The sequence below is a fragment of the Secundilactobacillus paracollinoides DSM 15502 = JCM 11969 genome, assembly GCF_001311135.1.
Lineage (GTDB): Bacteria > Bacillota > Bacilli > Lactobacillales > Lactobacillaceae > Secundilactobacillus > Secundilactobacillus paracollinoides.
Map to the genome: position 1 here is coordinate 1 of NZ_BBAG01000059.1, position 17,135 is coordinate 17,135.

Annotated in this window: 15 protein-coding genes, 2 pseudogenes and 1 riboswitch; of the genes and pseudogenes, 13 read left to right on the plus strand and 4 right to left on the minus strand. The window is 46.2% G+C overall.

Going from position 1 to position 17,135, the window contains the following annotated elements:
- Positions 1 to 222 precede the first annotated feature (222 nt).
- Positions 223 to 1,518: a dicarboxylate/amino acid:cation symporter gene (locus JCM11969_RS13735; protein ID WP_054712058.1), complete on the plus strand. Its 1,296-nt coding sequence runs from the start codon at positions 223 to 225 to the stop codon at positions 1,516 to 1,518.
- A gap of 227 nt (positions 1,519 to 1,745) precedes the next feature.
- Here the strand turns inward: JCM11969_RS13735 and JCM11969_RS13740 are convergent, their stop codons facing one another.
- Positions 1,746 to 2,033, minus strand: a complete 288-nt coding sequence (locus JCM11969_RS13740) for a putative quinol monooxygenase (RefSeq protein WP_054712037.1) — start codon at positions 2,031 to 2,033, stop codon at positions 1,746 to 1,748.
- Positions 2,034 to 2,826: 793 nt separating this feature from the next.
- Positions 2,827 to 2,992, minus strand: a riboswitch (M-box (ykoK) riboswitch).
- 147 nt (positions 2,993 to 3,139) lie between these two features.
- Between JCM11969_RS13740 and JCM11969_RS13745 the strand changes: the two genes are divergently transcribed.
- The 6 genes from JCM11969_RS13745 to cobT all read left to right on the plus strand — a co-directional run bounded on the left by JCM11969_RS13745 (position 3,140) and on the right by cobT (position 7,151).
- Positions 3,140 to 3,490 carry a hypothetical protein gene (locus tag JCM11969_RS13745; protein ID WP_065928618.1) on the plus strand — a complete coding sequence of 117 codons (351 nt, stop codon included), beginning with the start codon at positions 3,140 to 3,142 and terminating at the stop codon, positions 3,488 to 3,490.
- A gap of 722 nt (positions 3,491 to 4,212) precedes the next feature.
- The gene (locus tag JCM11969_RS13750; RefSeq protein ID WP_054712041.1) at positions 4,213 to 4,854 is read left to right on the plus strand and encodes an SDR family oxidoreductase; all 642 of its coding nucleotides are present in this window, start codon (positions 4,213 to 4,215) and stop codon (positions 4,852 to 4,854) included.
- A gap of 94 nt (positions 4,855 to 4,948) precedes the next feature.
- Entirely contained in the window at positions 4,949 to 5,179 is a 231-nt protein-coding gene (locus JCM11969_RS13755) for a hypothetical protein (protein WP_054712043.1), read from the plus strand.
- An 82-nt stretch (positions 5,180 to 5,261) separates the two neighbouring features.
- Positions 5,262 to 5,411, plus strand: a complete 150-nt coding sequence (locus JCM11969_RS17860) for a hypothetical protein (protein WP_156319375.1) — start codon at positions 5,262 to 5,264, stop codon at positions 5,409 to 5,411.
- 68 nt (positions 5,412 to 5,479) lie between these two features.
- The gene (locus tag JCM11969_RS13760) at positions 5,480 to 5,824 is read left to right on the plus strand and encodes a VanZ family protein (RefSeq protein WP_054712045.1); all 345 of its coding nucleotides are present in this window, start codon (positions 5,480 to 5,482) and stop codon (positions 5,822 to 5,824) included.
- 283 nt (positions 5,825 to 6,107) lie between these two features.
- Positions 6,108 to 7,151: a nicotinate-nucleotide--dimethylbenzimidazole phosphoribosyltransferase gene (gene cobT, locus JCM11969_RS13770; RefSeq protein WP_054712049.1), complete on the plus strand. Its 1,044-nt coding sequence runs from the start codon at positions 6,108 to 6,110 to the stop codon at positions 7,149 to 7,151.
- 52 nt (positions 7,152 to 7,203) lie between these two features.
- On the opposite strand, the pseudogene gnd reads toward cobT, so the two are convergent.
- Positions 7,204 to 8,639 (minus strand): annotated as a pseudogene (gnd, locus tag JCM11969_RS13775) (NADP-dependent phosphogluconate dehydrogenase).
- Between the two features lie 752 nt (positions 8,640 to 9,391).
- Between gnd and JCM11969_RS19330 the strand changes: the two are divergent.
- From JCM11969_RS19330 to JCM11969_RS13795, 5 genes are read left to right on the plus strand one after another with little or no spacing between them, the layout of a single operon-like run.
- The gene (locus tag JCM11969_RS19330) at positions 9,392 to 9,862 is read left to right on the plus strand and encodes an ABC transporter ATP-binding protein (RefSeq protein WP_225353316.1); all 471 of its coding nucleotides are present in this window, start codon (positions 9,392 to 9,394) and stop codon (positions 9,860 to 9,862) included.
- 12 nt (positions 9,863 to 9,874) lie between these two features.
- Positions 9,875 to 10,195 carry an ATP-binding cassette domain-containing protein gene (locus JCM11969_RS19335; RefSeq protein WP_225353317.1) on the plus strand — a complete coding sequence of 107 codons (321 nt, stop codon included), beginning with the start codon at positions 9,875 to 9,877 and terminating at the stop codon, positions 10,193 to 10,195.
- Positions 10,192 to 11,166 carry a FecCD family ABC transporter permease gene (locus JCM11969_RS13785; protein WP_225353318.1) on the plus strand — a complete coding sequence of 325 codons (975 nt, stop codon included), beginning with the start codon at positions 10,192 to 10,194 and terminating at the stop codon, positions 11,164 to 11,166. Before JCM11969_RS19335 ends, JCM11969_RS13785 begins: the two co-directional genes overlap by 4 nt.
- The gene (locus JCM11969_RS13790; protein ID WP_054712051.1) at positions 11,167 to 12,171 is read left to right on the plus strand and encodes a FecCD family ABC transporter permease; all 1,005 of its coding nucleotides are present in this window, start codon (positions 11,167 to 11,169) and stop codon (positions 12,169 to 12,171) included.
- A 29-nt stretch (positions 12,172 to 12,200) separates the two neighbouring features.
- A complete protein-coding gene (locus JCM11969_RS13795; protein ID WP_054712053.1) occupies positions 12,201 to 13,145 on the plus strand; it encodes an ABC transporter substrate-binding protein in 945 nt (314 codons plus the stop codon).
- A 648-nt stretch (positions 13,146 to 13,793) separates the two neighbouring features.
- Here the strand turns inward: JCM11969_RS13795 and JCM11969_RS13800 are convergent.
- Positions 13,794 to 14,290 (minus strand): annotated as a pseudogene (locus JCM11969_RS13800) (DoxX family membrane protein).
- A gap of 368 nt (positions 14,291 to 14,658) precedes the next feature.
- On the minus strand, positions 14,659 to 16,131 hold the full coding sequence (gene zwf, locus JCM11969_RS13805) for a glucose-6-phosphate dehydrogenase (RefSeq protein ID WP_054712055.1): 1,473 nt from the start codon (positions 16,129 to 16,131) through the stop codon (positions 14,659 to 14,661).
- A 489-nt stretch (positions 16,132 to 16,620) separates the two neighbouring features.
- Here zwf and JCM11969_RS17255 point away from each other — a divergent pair, with 489 nt between their 5' ends.
- Positions 16,621 to 16,791: a MerR family transcriptional regulator gene (locus JCM11969_RS17255; protein WP_225353319.1), complete on the plus strand. Its 171-nt coding sequence runs from the start codon at positions 16,621 to 16,623 to the stop codon at positions 16,789 to 16,791.
- Positions 16,792 to 17,135: the final 344 nt, after the last annotated feature.

The following is a 17,135-nucleotide window of genomic DNA, read 5'->3' on the forward strand; positions in this document are numbered from 1 at the left end:
GCATCTCAATCCGATTGATGACGCAGTAGTCCCTGAAAACCAGTCTCAAACCGACCTGTGAACCAATTTCAAACCGAAACGAACAATTGTCTAAAAAACAACAGAGTGTTCGGATTTAACTTCAAAAATCGGACAGTATTCAATTGAACGGGTTCTTTTAGTGAGAATATGCTAAAATGGTAAAGGCAGTTTTAATAATTATGAGATTGAGGGGCATAGATGATGAAACGTTATCGACGTTATCGGCTGACATTAGGTTGGCAGATTTTGATTGGGTTAGTTTTGGGTATTATATTAGGTGTGGTCTTCTACCAAAACAAGACTGCAATCACTGCGATGCAAAATATTGGGACCATGTTCATCAGTTTGATTCAAATGATCGTGTTACCCATTGTGGTATCATGCTTGACCGTTGGTATTGCGAATATGGGTGATATCAAAAAGTTAGGCCGAATTGGCGGTAAAACGCTTATTTACTTTGAATTAATGACAACGGTGGCCATCATTCTTGGCCTTGTGGTTGCCAATATTTTTCATCCAGGTGACTTCATCAATATCCACTCATTACATTCTCAAGATATTAGTCAGTATGTGCATACTGCGAACCAGGCAAAACATAACAGTGGTCTATGGTCGACAATCATGGGCATCATTCCAACTAATATTTTCTCATCCTTGAGTACGGGTGACATGATGCCAGTTATTTTCTTCTCGGTATTCTTCGGGTTAGGAACTGCGGCAATCGGTAAGCAAGGCCAGATCATTATCGATTTCTTGCAGGCCATTTCTGAAGTTATGTTTAAGGTGACAAACTGGGTCATGCACGTTGCGCCAATTGGGGTATGTGCCTTAATTGGCGTTACGGTTGCCCAAATGGGGCTTTCCGCATTGGCACCATTGGGGTACTTCATCGTTTTGGCATATGCCACAATGTTGGTGTTCATTTTAGTCGTTATGGGACTCGTAGCACGAGCCGTTCACCTCAATATTTTCACACTGCTGAAAGTCATCAAGGACGAAGTGATCTTGGCATTCTCAACCGCTAGCTCTGAAGCGGCATTGCCAAAGATTATCGATAAAATGGACAAATTTGGTGTGAGCCAAGGGATTGTATCGTTTGTCATTCCGACTGGGTATACCTTCAACTTAGATGGTTCTGCAATTTACCAATCATTGGCAGCCCTGTTCCTTGCTCAGGCGTACCATATTCACCTTAGCATCGGGCAACAAATTACCTTGCTAGTTGTCCTAATGATCACCTCAAAGGGGATGGCGGGCGTCCCAGGGGCCTCATTCGTGGTTCTGCTAGCCACTATCTCCACAATTGGCGTTCCAATGGCTGGCCTGACCTTCATTGCCGGTATCGACCGACTAGTTGATATGGGCCGAACTGCGGTCAACGTGGTCGGGAACTCCTTAGCCTCCGTGGTGATTGCTAAATCAGAAAAGGAATTTGACGAGGATCAGTCAAAGCAATTTGCGGCGACGTTTGATCATAAAAAGACAGTAACAGAATAACGACTGACTCAGTGTGTCGCTGAGGTCAGATTAAAAGCTCAGACTATCACTCCAAAATGGAATTTGGTCTGGGGGCTTTTTTTGTTTTGGCTTTATTGGCTGCTTTGCTGAAACGCGTTCAGCAAGGCACGGGGCTAACGTGTAACGGAGGCTGACCAAAAAGTCAGACCCAGACTTTTCAGTCAGCCTCCGTTACACACCGCCCCTAAAACGCCTTGCTTCACGCTCTAGTCATCGTAATCCATTCGAATAATCACTGGATCTTTAGTGAGGTAGTTACCAATTTCAGCCAGAAACTTTTGGAAGTGCGGGGTACCATTGTGGCTTTCAACCGCTGCAGCGTCTTGCCAATGCTCGATGATTTCATATTCGTTGTCTGCATCCACCTTCTTAAAGTGGTTGTAACTGACTTTGCCCGCTTCAGCGCGAGAACCGGCAACGAGTTCAGCGATAAAGGCTTCATAGGCTGATTGTTGGCCTGGTTTTACTGTTAATTCGACGTTAATGACTTTCATAGTGATCCTCCTAAATTGTAATCGTGATGCTTAATAAGAGTATAGCACGCCGAATTAGAACTAGGGTGGACAAAGAAAAAGCGCGTCAAGATATCGTAATCTCAACGCGCTGTTGCATGTGTGACTTAATGGTGCCTCGCTTATCCATGATGCGTGCAAACTGAGGCTGATTCCCATCAGGCTATGGTTGCCAACGCATCTGTTCAGATAAGTCAAAGCGTTATAGTATTTGTGTTTATGATGTTTTAAATTGGTATTCCTTAAGCAGTTGCTTGCTAAGATTAGGGCACAAACCAATCTCCCCACAAAGTTCCCTTTGCAGTGAAGCCCTGATACATCTACTGACCAAGTGATGAGTCACCATCTTAATTTGGGTGTCGTTGCCGAGACTGAGTGCTGCTAACTCTTGCTTTCCCATTCAATCGGATGTGCGATCAGTTAAGACTAACGGTTATAAACGAGAATTTCGCTGTCGGCTGCATGCAACGGCAGCCACGAAATGATAAAAGTCTTTCACTTTGCACGACCAGTTTAAACATCATACTGGTAGGCGGGAAAGCAAACGTCGGCGTAGATGATCGTCAGTGATCTACGCGACCCAATCACATTGGTGATGGTTTACGGCGACTCGCTTTCCCACGTGCGCGTCAGATGACGACGCTCCAGGATCATATGGTTCTGTTGTCATAAATCTCACCTCCAATGCGAACTCGTGCGTTAGGTGCAAAAAACGCTCAGCCAACTGATTGGCTGAGCGTCGTTTAAGATCGCATCATTAAATAACCCCATAAGGGTCGTTAGCCAATCGTTGAGCTTTAGCACTATACGGCGTAGTTATCAGATAACAGCTACATTAGACCGAGCCTTTTTTTAACTCGGACAGCTGACTCATTGGCGTTTTTCGACGTTTCTGAGCAGTAGCGTTTTCCGTATAGGAGCCTCACCTAACGGCTTCTTCAATTTCCATCTTTTATTATAGCTAAAAAATAACTTTGTAGCAAGGCAAAAGCCCTGTAGGTGTCGGACTTCTTACTATTTTCACTAAAAAGCACTATACTGGAGGTGAGCGGATTTTACTGCTGGTAAATTTAAAAGGAGTGATCATTGTGGCACAATCAGGTGTTGTTGTTTTTGATGAATTGAGTGATTCCGCAAAACAACGAGCCGTAACCGACTTTTGTAACTTTTATTTAAAGGAATTTAAGGGAAACAACTTGGAAATTATTGCTAATTTTCCAATTCAATACGAAGTTGAGCAACTCAACCACGACATTCAGGATAATCGAAGCTTGCAACCAGAAGAGTTACAAGACTTTTTACTCGAAAACGATAATCATTTATTAGGTAAAGTATTGGCAGCCTTTAACCTCTCATTTTTGGAAAATGGTGCCCTTGCCGATACAACATATGAAGCATGGTATCAAACACAGTATGACCAGATTCAAAAGGGGCTTTAGCCGTCTTTTGGCGTTAGATTAATGAGGCAGCTTGGGGGGAAGACTTGGGCTGTCTTTTTTGGTTGCTAGGGGTTTGGCAACCGAGAAATTATTGCTACTGCGCTCCCTTTATACGTAGCCTAAATGTGTTCAGTACGAGGCTGACGTGCAAGGAACTCTGGTCAAAAAGTCAGGCTCGGACATTTCTGAGTTTTGGCAACTGAGTGGTTATTGCTACCGCGCTCCCTTTGTACGTAGCCTAAACGTGTTCAGCATGGCCGCCCCTAAACCCGCCTTGCTTCACACTCTGCACAAAAAACGACCACCGCTAAGTGGACGTTTTTATTGGGGTTGAAAAGTAGATTAGATCCAATTGTAGGGGAGAATTGGATAAATAAGAGGTCGGATTTGCCTAGTAAACCGATACTCTTTATGATTAAAGGAATGTAGTAGTTATTGATTACTACGGTTATTAGAATACTTCGATTACCTTAAATGAAGCTTAAGCATTCTTAAATTGAAAAATAACCGGTATTTTTGAGCGTCAGTTGCTTAATAGTTGTGAGTTGGGTATCATGGATAGGAATACCTTTAAACCGTGGCCTGACGTGATTCATTGACTAGTGCCGATACGTTTTTAGGCAATAAATTGCGTTCACTTTTGGCTTAATTTTTTACTGTCCATGACATTTAAAGATGAGTGCACCTTAAGTTGAGACATTGAAGAAAAGGCTGGTTTTAAAATGAAAGTATTTGTAATTGGGGCAAATGGGCAGGTTGGCCGGCTGATCGTGGAACAGTTAGCTGCCAGTAAACACAAAGTCGTCGCCGGTATCCGCCACCCGGATCAGGCGCTGTTTTTTGAGGATCTAGGTGTTCAAACCACCCATTTTGACCTGCTTGACCGTCCCGAACAAATGGGGGTTACATTGGATGGTTTTGATGCCGTGATCTTTGCTGCTGGGTCTGGTGGAAAGACCGGGAATGACATGACACTACTAGTGGACCTTGATGGTGCCGTAAAGAGTATGCAGGCCGCAGAGATTGCCGCTAGTAATCGATTTATACTCATTAGCGCCCAGTTTGCTGAAGATCGTAACCGGTGGTCAGAAACCATTAAACCGTACTATGCAGCTAAATTTTATGCGGATGACTGGCTGCGTCACCGGACGACCTTGGCCTACACGATTATTGAACCGGGTGCCTTAATATTTGATAAAGGTACCGGTGCAATCAACACCGATGGCATTACCAGTGGTAGTATAGCTCGTGAAGATGTGGCGAGTGCCGCAGTAGCAGCGCTGACGATCCCCGAGACGATTGGGAAAACTGTGCCGATGATTACCGGATCAGTCCCAATCAGTGACGCACTTCGTCGGGTATAAGGGCCTTATCAGTGACGCTGTGCTGAGAATTTGATAAACTATAGGCAAATATTGTAGATCAGACAGTCAGTTTTCTAACTGGAGGTTGATATCAATGACTCAGCTACTACTGGAACCACATCAAGTTGATCTATTAGACTACCGGCCAACACCACTTTTAGCAGCACCAGCGGTCGTGATGCGATTACCATCGTTTCAGATGGAGCGCGAGATTATCGCTGAAGTTGCGGCTGCTTATCAACAGCAGTCACAGTGGGAAGTTGTTCGCGCGAACTTGACCCGCCAACTTGTGGGCCTTGCGCATGGTGGTCAAACAAGACAGTAACGAACCGGCACAGGGACACGTCACGAAGGCGTGTTGCCTGTGTTTTTAAATACCCAACTACACTATGAAACGAGATGATGCAATGACCGTATTTTACCAATGGATTCCCTATTTAGTCGCGCTATTTGCCCTCATGGTCTGGCTGGGTCAGCTGACGAGTACTAAGCGCACAGCAGGAGAAATGATCACGATCGTGAGCTTCGGCGTGTACATGGCCGTTTTAGCTTCTTAACGCTGACACCCACCGCGTACAATTACGGGGTGCCAACGCTAACGCCGGTCTGGTTTGGACCAGTGCCGATGAACTTTAGGGCCTTTCAGGGCATGTCTCTAGACTTCTACCTGAACATCCTCATGACGGTGCCATTAGGTGTCTATCTGGCCCTGTGGAAGCCGTTAAAGGCCTGGAAAGTGGTTGTAGCCGGTATTTTGTTAGGGCTGACCATCGAAGGCACGCAATTTTGTCTTGACTGGGGCGTTCACTTGGAACGTTGGGTCGATATCAACGACGTTATCACCAATGCGGCGGGCTTGATGGTCGGCTATGCCGCGGTAGCATTGTTTTCTCGGACACCATTTAAGATACTGATTCATTTCTTCAAAGTTAGGCCACACGCACTAAGAACAGTTAAAAAAACGGCTTAGAGATCTTCTGATCTTTGAGCCGTTTTTGTGTGGACTGACCTTATTTGAAAACATTGGTTAGGCTGACAAAAATACAGGGTGCTTTGGCCGGTGTTAGCGTTTGGCCTGCTTCACCACTGATAGCCAGGCACAATTATCACACATCGCAAAATAATCAAACATTGCGACTGCTATTTTATGGTCTGGCCAAGTGATTACGAGCTTCTTGTCACCTTTCCTCATCATGTGAAGAATGACGCGTACTATAAGGGTAACATCATTTCGAAAAAGGGAGTCGAGTGCCATGCAAACGATGAAACCACACCTTGGCGGCATTTCACAGGAATGTCGTGACGCGATGCAAACGAAGATCAATGGGTTAGCGAAGCCAGTCGGCGGATTGGGTAAATTAGAGGCAATGGCAGTGCGGATCGCGGGCATTGAGCAAACCACGAATTTACGCACTAAACACCGGTGTTGTCTGGTCTTTGCGGCTGACCACGGGGTCGAACGCGCTGGTGTTTCAGCCACACCGCGAAAGGTGACGTGGCAACAGGCAATCAATACACTTGCGGGGCATACCACGGTTGCGGCACTGGCAAAGGCCAATAACTGTGACGTGAAGGTCATCGATGTTGGCGTGGACTACGACCTCAGCGGAACGGGTGTGATCGATAAAAAGATTGTGATGGGCACCAAGAACATGGTCAACGAACCCGCAATGACGCGTGACGAAGCGGTGCAATCGATTCGTGCTGGTTACAATGTTGCCCAACAGGCAATTGCAGCGGGCAACGATCTGTTGCTAGTCGGTGAGCTAGGGATGGGCAACACAACACCGGCGTCGGCTATTATCAGTGTGATCTTAGGTGTTCCGGCCGAAGAGGTGGTCGGGCGCGGGTCGATCATTTCCGATAAACGGTTGGCACATAAAACGGCTGTGGTCAATCAGGCCATTAGGGACTGGCAACCTGATGCAACGGATGCGGTGGACGTTCTAGCGAAAGTTGGCGGTTTTGAGATCGGTGCCAAGGTGGGCGCAATGATCTGTGCCGCCGAAAATAAAACACCGCTGATTCTGGACGGGTTCATTTCTTATTCGGCCGCGGTCCTGGCAGAACGGCTGGTTCCTGGAATCACTGACTATCTAGTGGCCTCGCATTTCTCACGTGAAATCGGCTCGCAAAAGGCCCTTAATTGGCTAGGATTAACCCCGTTGCTGGATCTCAATATGGCGGTTGGCGAGGGGAGCGGCGCCGTTATCTCGCTGGGATTGATCGATTCGATGCAGTCAATTTTGGAAAATATGAATACCTTAGCAGAATTGGATATCCGGTACGTGAAATAGGCACGAAAAAAGCCCAGCGCAAGCGCTGAGCTTTTTGAAATCAGATAGCGATTTATTGTTCTTCATACCAAGTGTAGTGGAAGTTACCTTCGCGGTCGGTACGTTCGTAAGTGTGTGCACCGAAGTAGTCACGTTGGGCTTGCAGCAAGTTAGCTGGCAAGACTTCTGAACGATATGAATCGTAGTAAGTGATTGCGGCACTGAATGATGGTACTGGAACACCCATCTTAACAGCTAAGGCAACAACTTCACGGGTTGATTCTTGGTACTTAGCGGCGATGTCCTTGAAGTAGTCGTCCAAGAGCAAGTTCGTCAAGTCTGGCTTCTTGTCGTAAGCATCGGTGATGTTTTGCAAGAAACGGGCACGGATGATACAACCGGCACGCCAGATCTGAGCTAATTCACCGTATTGTAAGTCCCAATCGTAGGCTTCGGAAGCGAACCGTAATTGTTCGAAACCTTGAGCGTAACTCATGATCTTACTGAAGTACAAAGCTTCACGGATCTTTTCGACCATTTCGGTCTTGTCGCCGATTTCTTCTTGTGCCTTAGGGGCAGCCAAGACTTTAGAAGCAGCAACACGTTCGTTCTTCATCATTGAGATGTAACGGGCGTAAACGGCTTCAGTGATAACGGATTGTGGAACTTGGACGTTCAATGCATCTTCTGAACTCCACTTACCAGTCCCCTTGTTGTTCCCACGGTCTAAGATCATGTCAACAATTGGTTTCGTCTTGTCAGCGCCAAGGTCATCTTTACGAGTCAAGATGTCAGCAGTGATTTCAATTAAGTAGCTGTCCAATTCACCCTTGTTCCATTCCTTAAAGGTGTCAGCCATTTCATCAACTGAAAGGCCAAGGACGTTACGCATGATGTTGTATGATTCGTCGATCAGCTCTTCATCACCGTATTCGATACCGTTATGCACCATCTTAACGTAGTGACCGGCACCGTTTGGCCCAATGTAAGTAACACATGGCTTGCCGTCTTGGTCAGCCTTGGCAGCAATTTGTGTCAAGATTGGTTCAACTAAGTCGTAAGCTTCTTTTTGGCCACCGGGCATCAGTGAAGGACCTTGAAGGGCACCTAATTCACCACCGGAAACGCCCATGCCGATAAAGTTGATACCGGACTTGTCGAGCTTAGCGTTACGCGCCATCGTATCGTGGAAGTTTGTGTTCCCACCATCGATCAGCACGTCACCCTTGTCGAGCAATGGGAGTAATTCATCAATAACGGCATCAGTTGGGGCACCAGCCTTAACCATCAAGAGAATCCGACGTGGTGTTTCCAAAGAGTTCACAAATTCTTCAACAGTGTGGCTTGGGATAAGCTTCTTTTCACTGTGATCTTTCATTACTTGGTCTGTCTTTGAAGCAGAACGGTTGTAGATACCAACGGTAAAGCCTCGGCTTTCAATGTTAAGGCTAAGTTCTTACCCATAACAGCCATACCAACAACACCAATGTTTGCTAATTTCTCAGCCATTACAAACCTTCCTTTAGATAAAAATTTTAGTTTTAGTTTTTACTACGCAAATAGTTTAACATTTCACAATTTGTTTGTGAAGTAAAAAGGTCACATTTAAGCCAATTATTCCTCAGTCAACTTTCATAAAGCAAGTGGTGGGGGCGTTTTCATAGTTTTTAAGTAATTGAAAAGAATGCTATATCTCTGGCAATTAAACGGGAAATATTTCTGTTGAACAGGTGTCATTTTCATTCACAATTGACGAGATTGTGATGATCGATAGACATATTAAATGAGAATGTTGGGTAGTGATTTAATAGAAAGAAGCGTTTGTATTCAGGTTCTCAGTCCGTTACATTCAGCAATTTGGGACGCCACAGTGGTGGCTTGCGATGAAGCTAATGCGATTTCTGCTGCACAGCTCTCGAATGGATGGCCATCGTGCACATCAGTAACCGCCACCAATTAATAGGTTACAGGATAAGACTATGATGCAGTATCAATGAGTACTGCTGATTGCCACAATGCAGCGGCAGTTTATTTCCATTGAAGGTCATCAGGAAAAAAGTCAGTATTACCAGCAGGAAGTGCAGACTATGTTGCATAACGCCAACAGTCAATATAAAATATTCCATTTGTATATAGGGTAATGCCCGAAAATAGTAGTATTTGCATAAAACGGTCCAAATCTACCATTAATTGCGCTATACTTAAAACCAAAATTAACACAATCTCACTAAATCCTAATTTTTAGAAAGGAGCGGCACATCATGAACACCATTATTTCGGCAACACACTTATCGGCTGGATACGGGCATCAATGCATCATTAAAGATCAGAACATAGCGGTACAAGACGGGGTAGTGACTGGGTTAATCGGCCCTAACGGCAGTGGTAAGTCGACCTTGTTAAATGTGCTCAACGGTTTTGAGACACCCATGAGCGGTGAAGTGATGTTACAAGGGCACCCGTTACTGCAACTATCAGCCAAAAAACGGGCGCAGAAGGTCGCTTTCTTAGCTCAGCACCCAGTTGCCCCGGATGGCATCACAGTGCATGAACTGGTCAGTTTTGGCCGTTATTGTCATAGCCACGGGTTTCGATGGCTGAACCCGAAAGATCGCAATTCTGTTGCCCAAGCGATTCAAACCGTCCATCTGACAGACTATCGAGACCACCTAGTTGCCGACCTATCAGGTGGTCAGCGCCAACGGGCATTTATCGCCATGACCCTGGCGTAAGACAGCCCCATCATGATGTTGGATGAACCCACTACATATTTAGATTTGACCAACCAATTGGAAACACTGGCGCTGTTACGGGTATTGAACCGGCAGTACCACAAGACCGTGGTGTTGGTGCTGCATGACCTCAATCAGGCCGCTTACTACTGTGACCAGTTGATCTGCATGTTTGACGGGACGGTCAAGGCGGTTGGCGCACCTGAAGACGTCATCACGCCGGCACTATTGCGTCAAGAGTTTCACGTGTCTGCCGATATTGTTTACGACAATGACGAACACCGGCCGCAACTCACAAATTGCCATCCGCTGGCTGCGGTGGTCAACTCATGAGATCGCGTCGTGTCGGCCTTGCCATCCTGCTGATCTTATTGGTGTTCAGTACCGGTTTAAACTTACTTGGCGGGCCAAAATGGTTTGCCATCACAACGCTGTTTCAGTCACCGGCTAAACTCACAAGCACCGTTTTGTGGCAAATGCGGCTGCCGCGAACTTTGTGTGCGCTTATGGTTGGCGCGCTGCTTGCAGTGAGCGGGCTATTGTTGCAAACCATTTCGCATAATCCGATTGCTGATCCATCGATTCTCGGAATCAATTCCGGGGCGACGCTGGCGCTTATCATCGGTGGCGTTAGTGGGGTTTCGTTGACGATAGGACATTCGGTGGTGCTTGGACTTATCGGTGCCGTTGTCGCTTTCGCTGTCGTGATGCTGCTGTCCGTTTCACATAACGGTATTGATCCGTTGCGATTATTACTTGGCGGGACTGTTTTTTCAGGGTTTATCAGCTGCATTTCGTACGCCGTCAGTATCGTGACGAACACAACGCAGGCGTTTCGTAACCTGCTGATTGGCGGGTTTAGCGGTGTCGGCTACAACCAAGTTATTTTGCTTGCCGGGGTGTTCATTCTCGTTGGCGGGTTGGCATTTTGTTTTCGTTCCGGATTTACGGTTATGGCTCTGGATCAGCAGACGTCACGTGGCCTTGGGGTGGCTCAGGGCCACCTCTGGGTCGTGGCAACGGTGCTGATCGTTTGTGCCACGGGTGCCAGCGTGGCTGTTGCGGGCAACATTGGGTTTGTCGGCCTCGGGATTCCACAGCTGATCAATGGGTTGTGGCCGGGGTCGTTCAAACAAAATCTGTCGCTGACCATGACCGGTGGTGCGATTTTTATGGCATTGGCTGATCTGGTTGCGAAGACGGTGGTGCCGGGGGACGGAATTACCGCTGGCTGCGCTGAGTGCGATCATTGGCGGCTGCTTCCTGTTTGGCATTGTTGCCTTTGGAGAGCGGGTGATCCGTGAATGACGCGTTCGGTAAAAACGACAGTGAGCTTCATGGCCGCGATACTGCTTTTGATTGCAGCTATCCTTTGGCAGTTATCGACGGGTGACATTCATCTAGGCCTCATTGAAACCTTGCGGGCGGTCTTTGATATTGCCCCAGACCAAACCGCATGGTTCGTGGTGTGGCAGCTACGGATGCCGCACCTGTTAGCGGCGGTTATTACGGGCGGTGCGTTGGCTATCAGCGGCATGATCCTGCAAACGCTGACCCGGAATCCGCTGGCCGACAGCAGTATTCTCGGGATTAACGCTGGCGCCAGTTTAGGTGCCGTGCTGTTGATCGGTGCGAGTGGTGTTTACCATTTTCACTATTCGGATAATGGTCTAGCGCTGGTCGTATTACTCGGGGCACTCCTGAGCGCCTCGCTCGTTTTTTTCGTGAACCGGCAAGGGTCGGCAACGCGCGTTTTACTAGGCGGGGTCGCGCTCACGTCCGTTCTAAATGGGATTATTTTACTGATTCAGCTACAGCTAAACCAGTTTGATTTTGAAGAAGCCTTGATTTGGTTGAGCGGGAGCTTCTGGGATACCGACATGGGTTTTTTGATGCGGTATTTCTGGCTGTATCTCATTTTGCTGGTGTGTACCGTGTGCGCGCTTCGTCTTTTAAGCGGGTTAACGCTGGGACAAGAAATGGCTAAGGCTATCGGGGTCAACGTTAAGTTAGCCCAGCGCTTGTTGATGCTGCTGGCAATAGGGTTGACCACCGTGGCCGTTTCGGTGGGCGGTGCGATCAGCTTTGTTGGGCTGATGGCGCCAAACATTGCCAAACGACTGGTTGGGGCCAGGCCACGATTGCAATTGCCGTTAAGCTGGTTGATTGGAACGCTGATCATGGTGGTCGCTGACGTGATCGCCAACAACGGGTTTGGCAAGGTGACCTTGCCCGTGGGATTGATTGTCGCAATGATAACCATGCCGTACTTTATTTACTTGCTATTTTTCCAAAAACGACATGTTTAAAACTTATAAATTTGGGTGGGTGATAGTTGATGAAACAGTTTAAACGAACCATGATTGCAGTGTTAGGAATCGCATTGAGTGCAGTGTTGCTTGTTGGATGCAGCTCAAGCAAGTCTAGCTCTTCTAGTAAATCCAGTTCAACTCGGGTCGTCAAAACGAGTGACGGGTCAGTGAAGGTGCCAAAGCATCCCAAACGTATCGTGACCAATGTCTATACTGGTGATGTGTTATCTCTTGGCGGTAAGGTCGTTGGAGCAACATCAACCGACTTGGCTAGTCCCTACATTTCAAAAACGACGTCTAAGTCGATCAAGAATCTTGGACTGACGCTGAAGCCAGAAGCCGTTCTGAAACTTAAGCCAGACCTCATCGTGACGAGTAATAAGGCTGATGTGAAGGCGTTGAAGAAGATCGCGCCGGTTGTTTATATCGCTTATGGCAGTACCGGCAACATCAAACAAACGGCAACGAAGTTTGGGACTATCTTGAACCGAAAGACCCAGGCGAAGAACTGGATCAAGAAGTTTAATAAACAGACTGCAACGCAAACGGCGCGACTAAAGAAGGCGGGCATTGACCCGGCCAAGACGACTGTGGGCATGTTCGATCTGCAAAATGGAAAACTCTTCGTGGATGGCGCTAAGTGGGGCCGTGGTGGCGAAGCGCTGACGACCGGCTTGAACTTCCAGCTGCCAGCAGCGTTCAAAGCGTTGGATAAGGGTGCCGGCTATAAGCAGATCTCACTGGAATCGGTTGGTAAATATTCAGCAGATTGGCTATTCTTCTCACAAACAACGAATACATCAGCGGATAAGTCAACGCTGCAGGATCTGAAGACGAATCCATACTGGACGAAATTGGCCGCAGTTAAGGCAAAGCATGTGATTCAGTTACCGTTTAATAAGATGTACTACTTTGATCCGGATGCTGTTTATCAGCAGGAGAAGTTGATTACGGATGCGATGGTAAAATAGAGCGTGGAAGAAAACGGTTTGAGGGCGGAGTTTAAGTGACTCTGACAGAAATGCCCGAACTTGGCATTTGTGTCAGAGTCGCTTAGACAGTAGCCCTCAGTTTTCTGGAACGCGTTTCCACTAGATATGGGCAAAGCACGTCGCCACAAGCACTCAGCGTCAAAAATATTCGATTGGTTTTTTACCAGAGTTGGCTCATGCAGTAGCCCTCAGCCTTGCGGAACGCGTTTCCACTAGAGAAGGGCAAAACACGTCGCCACAAGCACTCAGAGGCAAAAATGTTCGATTGAGTTTTTGCCAGAGTTAGCGTTTATGCAGTAGTGTTGAACCTTGCAGACCACATTTTAACGACTCAGTGGTATAGAACCACGTCACCAACAGAGCGCTAAAAAAACAATCTGTAAATCGCTCAAGTTTGAATAACACAACGTTATCTAACAACAGAAAAAGCACCAGTCAGCATTCCTAAGTGAAATGCTGACTGGTGCTTTTATATTGTGGCTTTTGCTTTCTGGGCAACGTTGCCTAAACGAGTTCCACGAGGCAAGGGGCTACTGCGTAAGCAACTTCCGGCACAAATGCCAAGTTCGGGCATTTCTGCCGAAAGTTACTTACGCTCCGCCCCTTAACCGCCTCGTTCCACTCTCTCTACAGCACCGACCTCTTCAACCAAGGCCACTTACTCCGCATCCACGGGATGATCCAACGATCCAAACCAATTTTGCTTGCGTTTAAGCCGGCCGCCAGAATAATAAATTCTAGAATTAAATATAGCGGGTTGACTGAGACGGTTCCGGCGAACAGGTAGCAAAGGTTCATGATCACACCGAAGAAGGCAGCGGTTAGTGTTAAGGTGCCAAATAGAATGCCAAGACCAACCAGTAATTCACCCCATGGGACAATGAAATTGAAGACCCAATGTGCGGTTTTACGGCACTCTTCAAGAAACTGGTAAACCACGGGTATGCCGGATGACCTGTTGAATTCATCACAGGATTTTTAAGCGCGCCCATGATAAAGCCTGAGGCATCAAACCCCTTGGTCAATTTCTCGAAGCCATCCAACGTCCATTCGATGCCAAGGTATAATCGCAGAATCGTGACAACGACCATGCCGGAAGTTGATTTTCGTAACCATTTAATCATTTTACTCACTCCTTTTCCTGAACTAAAGTAAGTATAGTTCTAGGCTTGTGAAATAGCAATCATAATTAAATGAGAATCGTTATAATAGTTAAGCACTTATAAGAAAAAATGGATTGAACATAGAATTAGGCTTAATTTAAAAGAGACTAAACGAGGTTATTTCAGCAGACTGTTGGGTATTATTAACAATTGTGTAAGCGGTTTATTTATTAAAAATATTTAGCATTTTAAAATTTTATTTTGATGATAATAATTTAGAATGCTAAAGTCGAGTATAAGTAGTTGTATTTTTCACAAGATAGGTTTTTAAAAAAGGGGACAAAAAAAGAGTTGTCCGAAGACAACTCTTTTGTCGTTTCAAATAGTGATTACTTGTTTAAGCGATAAACCCACTGACGGTGATCACGTTGAATCAATTCATCAGCTGCGGCTGGGCCCATTGAACCTGGGGTATAGTTAGGGAACTCTGGTTGTTGCAGATCCCAAACTTTGCGAATTTGGTCCACGAAGCGCCATGCGTAGGAAACTTCTGACCAGCTTGCAAAATTAGTCCCGTCACCCTTCATGGTATCGTGCAGCAAACGTTCGTATGGTTCTGGCGTTTCCTTTGAGTCCTTGTCGTCCACGAAGTAGTCCAAGTTAATTGGTGTTGTCTGGAACCCTTGACCGTTTGTCTTGGCGTTTAAGCGCAAGGTAAACCCAGCCTTAGGTTCGATGTACATCGTCAAAACGTTGGCTTCCAATGGGGCGTTGTGGTTCTGTGGGAATGAGAAGATGTCGATCAATGGCTTCTTGAAGACAACGTCCACACGGGTGAACTTGTCGGCTAACATCTTACCAGTCCGGATGTAGAATGGGGTACCTGACCACCGGTAGTTATCAAATAACAACTTACCAGCAACGAACGTTTCGTTGGTTGAATCGTGAGGGACATTGTCCTCATCACGGTAAGCCCGTTGTGAATCGCCGGCACCGTATTGACCACGAACGAAGTTGGTTGAGGCGTCAGCAACGTTGTAGACCCGAAGCGAACGTAAAGCCTTCACTTTTTCAGCCCGGATATCAACGTCAGTAAAGGATACTGGTTGTTCCATGGCTAACAGGCTGACGATCTGCATGATATGGTTTTGCACCATGTCACGTAAAGCACCTGAGTTGTCGTAGTATGATGCACGTTCTTCAACCCCAAGCTTTTCTGAAAGAGTGACTTGGATGTTGTCGATGTAACGGTTGTTCCAAAGGGATTCAACCAGTGTGTTACCGAAACGAACGGCTTCAATGTTTTGAATCATTTCTTTACCTAAATAATGGTCGATCCGGAAGATCTGATCTTCTTCAAAGGACTTAGATAAGGCATCGTTTAATTGTTTTGCGGAGTCGAAGTCACGACCGAATGGCTTTTCAATGATCAGACGATCAAAGCCTTGGCTATCAGTCAAACCAGTTTCCTTCAAGTAGCCAGCAACGGTGCCGAAGAATGAAGGTGCAAGTGACAGATAGAAGATCCGGTTACCTTGTAACTTGAATTGCTTGTCGAGTTCGTTGGCTCGGTCACGCAATACGGAATAGTGTTCCTTGTCGGTAACATCGTGCGCTTCGTAGAAGAAGTGAGAAATGAACTTCTCAGCTTCCTTATCACTCTTGGCAGTGCCAAGTGATTTGCGAACTTCGTCTTGGAAGGCTTGGTCCGTTAATTTGTTACGAGAAGTCCCGATAACAGCAAAGTGTTCACGGAGCGTTCCTTTTTTGTATAGGTTAAACATTGATGGGTACAATTTACGGTAAGCTAGGTCGCCAGTACCCCCAAAGAAGATAAATAGTGAAGTGCGTTCAGTAGCCAATAAAATTCACTCCTTAAATGAAATAGATAAAGTAGTAATCATCGGTGCATCCAGTTGAATAATGGTGGAACCCATTTCGTCTAGACCACTTGTTGTCGAAGTTATTATATAACAAATTTGAAGTAAAAAAAGGGATTCAGCTCAACTTTCTTAGATGGTTAACGATGTGTATTAAAAATGTGTGCCATAAGGCTATATGAAAACTGCTTTCACACAAAAACATCTTTTTGAAAGAAAATGAATTGAAAGTGTTTTCTATTTCTTTTTTAGTAAAATTCAACCGGTTGCAGTAAAATTATTTCTTTAGAATGGTATAAACCAATTATACCTGATTTGAGCTAATTAGGCCACCCTTAATTGAATGCTGGAAAGGGCAAAATAATAAAGGTTGAAATTTTTTAAATATCGAGTAAACTAGCTCTTGTTTAAAAAAACGAAGCGCGTTTCATAATAAGTAAACATGCGCTAAACGAAGGGATTGGTTGACTCATGACATTGGCAGAATTAGCGGCTAAATCGGGCGTGACGACCGAGAAGATAGCCAGTTACACGCAGGCCGGTTTATTGCCGTGTAAGGACGAAAAAACGACGTATACGGACAAGGACCTGTACGGACAAGGACCTGTACTGGCTCGATATGATTACCTGTTTTGTGGATAACGGATCGAGTTTGGATGAGATGAGGCGTTGATGCCTATTTGTGAGAGTGTGAAGCAAGGCGGTTAGAGGGCGGAGCATAAGCTAACTCTGGCAGAAATGCCTGGTTTTGGCATTTTTGCCAGAGTTGGCTTATGCAGGAGCCTCTGCCTTGCTGAACACGTTTAGGCTACGTAGCCGAGAAAGATGTAGCTGGGACAGTCTAAGAGAATAAAAACAGAAATGCCCGAACTTGGCATTTTTGCCAGAGTCCCTTACATGGCCGCCCCTTGCTGAACACGTTTTCTACGTGGCCGAGAAGATGGTAGCCGGGACAGCTCAGAAAACAAACCAGAAAATCCCGTTCG

Coding starts and splice junctions, on each gene's coding strand:
- JCM11969_RS13740 (WP_054712037.1), bottom strand. CDS start 2,033: ATGAAAGTCATTAACGTCGAATTAACAGTAAAACCAGGCCAACAATCA.
- JCM11969_RS13755 (WP_054712043.1), top strand. CDS start 4,949: ATGACTCAGCTACTACTGGAACCACATCAAGTTGATCTATTAGACTAC.
- JCM11969_RS13750 (WP_054712041.1), top strand. CDS start 4,213: ATGAAAGTATTTGTAATTGGGGCAAATGGGCAGGTTGGCCGGCTGATC.
- JCM11969_RS13790 (WP_054712051.1), top strand. CDS start 11,167: ATGACGCGTTCGGTAAAAACGACAGTGAGCTTCATGGCCGCGATACTG.
- JCM11969_RS19335 (WP_225353317.1), top strand. CDS start 9,875: ATGATGTTGGATGAACCCACTACATATTTAGATTTGACCAACCAATTG.
- JCM11969_RS17860 (WP_156319375.1), top strand. CDS start 5,262: ATGACCGTATTTTACCAATGGATTCCCTATTTAGTCGCGCTATTTGCC.
- JCM11969_RS13735 (WP_054712058.1), top strand. CDS start 223: ATGAAACGTTATCGACGTTATCGGCTGACATTAGGTTGGCAGATTTTG.
- JCM11969_RS17255 (WP_225353319.1), top strand. CDS start 16,621: ATGACATTGGCAGAATTAGCGGCTAAATCGGGCGTGACGACCGAGAAG.
- JCM11969_RS13760 (WP_054712045.1), top strand. CDS start 5,480: ATGAACTTTAGGGCCTTTCAGGGCATGTCTCTAGACTTCTACCTGAAC.
- JCM11969_RS13795 (WP_054712053.1), top strand. CDS start 12,201: ATGAAACAGTTTAAACGAACCATGATTGCAGTGTTAGGAATCGCATTG.
- JCM11969_RS13785 (WP_225353318.1), top strand. CDS start 10,192: ATGAGATCGCGTCGTGTCGGCCTTGCCATCCTGCTGATCTTATTGGTG.
- cobT (WP_054712049.1), top strand. CDS start 6,108: ATGCAAACGATGAAACCACACCTTGGCGGCATTTCACAGGAATGTCGT.
- JCM11969_RS19330 (WP_225353316.1), top strand. CDS start 9,392: ATGAACACCATTATTTCGGCAACACACTTATCGGCTGGATACGGGCAT.